The organism is Amycolatopsis sp. NPDC049253 (assembly GCF_040678995.1).
GTDB lineage: Bacteria > Actinomycetota > Actinomycetes > Mycobacteriales > Pseudonocardiaceae > Amycolatopsis.
Genome location: NZ_JBFAQX010000035.1, coordinates 1 through 1,257, shown reverse-complemented (window position 1 = coordinate 1,257; position 1,257 = coordinate 1). Strand labels below are relative to the sequence as shown.

Here is a 1,257-nt window from a genome sequence, read left to right as displayed (position 1 = left end):
CGCGCCGATTGCCAGGGAATTCCTGGCGGACAATGAAAACCGGGACGGACCGCCGTCCCCCGCAGCTACCCGGCCGAGGTCGTGTGTCCTCACCCGCTCGAGCAACAAGCGCGGACGGCGTCCAGCTTGCGGAACTGCACGGCCAGAAACGGCCAAGGCTCCGCAGGCAGCCCGAGCAGCTCCTGCCACGCCGGGTGGGCGTTGTGCGACCAGGCACTGGCCCAGACCACGTCGAACTCCGAAGACAGCTGACGCAGGACCTCCGCGGCGCCGACGGGCACGCTGATCGGCCGTGCCCAGCGGTTGCCGTAGGTGTGCGCGACGGCCTCGACGCCGACTCCCCCGTCGTCCGGCGCGCCATTGCCTCTCCCCGGGGTCCCGTCGAACCATCCGCAGGCGACCCGCCGCACGCCCGTCTTGACCCTGCAGCCGCCCGGGCTGCAGTGCATGCCGCTCCGGAGGGAGAGTCACGTCCTCATTCTGCTGGTACGGACCGACGGGACTGTCTCGAAACACTGCGCGGCCCGAGTCGTCCGTGGCTCAAGGCGGCCCATCGGATTCCACAGTGGACGGAGATCGTTCGGCCGCGCGACCGCTGCGGCTGATCGAGCGGGACGAACGGCGTCGTCGACGACGACCGTGGCCGCGATCTCGTGGAGGTAGCCCTCTGTCCAGCCGCCGGTCATCCCGGGATCAGGAAGAGGAGGTCGAACGCCACGAAGGCAGCCGGTGCCGCTCCGAGCGTGACACTGGGCAGGCCTGTCAACCAGATCGCCGGGGTGTTGGTCCGCCGCGAAGACCAGACAGCCGCGGCTCCTGCCAGGACCGTCCAAGCAGCTGCGAGCCCGAACGCCGTGAATATCGATCCGGAACCCGCCCAGTCGCGGTTGTTGCTTTGTGCCAAGGCGATCACGAGAACGAGCGCACCCCCGGCGGCGACTCCCAGCGCCATCAGGATGGCACCCAGAATCATGATCACAACCCTCGCAACACGCTCGCTCCGGCTCTTGGCTTTGTGCACGGACGGCACGATACCGGCGCCACAGCGGTGTGAGGGCGTCTCCGGGTCTGCCCAGACTTCGGTTGACACCGGAGCGGACTGTTTCTCAGGCCGCTGCTGCGGTGTTGTAGATGGTCTCAAACTCGACCGGGGTGAGCTTGCCCAGGGCGCGTTGGCGGCGTTTGCGGTGGTACTTCGTCTCGATCCAGGACACGATCGCTAGCCTCAGCTCCTCGCGGGTGCGCCACCGTCTTGTG

The 1,257-nt window shown here is 68.1% G+C and carries 3 protein-coding genes; all 3 read right to left on the bottom strand.

The window, feature by feature from the left end:
- Nucleotides 1-89 precede the first annotated feature (89 nt).
- Nucleotides 90-449, bottom strand: coding sequence for a hypothetical protein (locus AB0K15_RS41620; RefSeq protein WP_364064356.1), 360 nt, complete (start codon nucleotides 447-449; stop codon nucleotides 90-92).
- Between the two features lie 233 nt (nucleotides 450-682).
- Nucleotides 683-1,021 carry a hypothetical protein gene (locus AB0K15_RS41615; protein ID WP_364064351.1) on the bottom strand — a complete coding sequence of 113 codons (339 nt, stop codon included), beginning with the start codon at nucleotides 1,019-1,021 and terminating at the stop codon, nucleotides 683-685.
- A gap of 85 nt (nucleotides 1,022-1,106) precedes the next feature.
- Nucleotides 1,107-1,257: IS3 family transposase (locus AB0K15_RS41610; RefSeq protein ID WP_364064695.1), on the bottom strand; the 151-nt coding region annotated here is incomplete at its 5' end.

Excerpts from the sequence above, each read along its gene's own strand:
- AB0K15_RS41620 (WP_364064356.1), bottom strand. The coding sequence starts at position 449 with ATGCACTGCAGCCCGGGCGGCTGCAGGGTCAAGACGGGCGTGCGGCGG.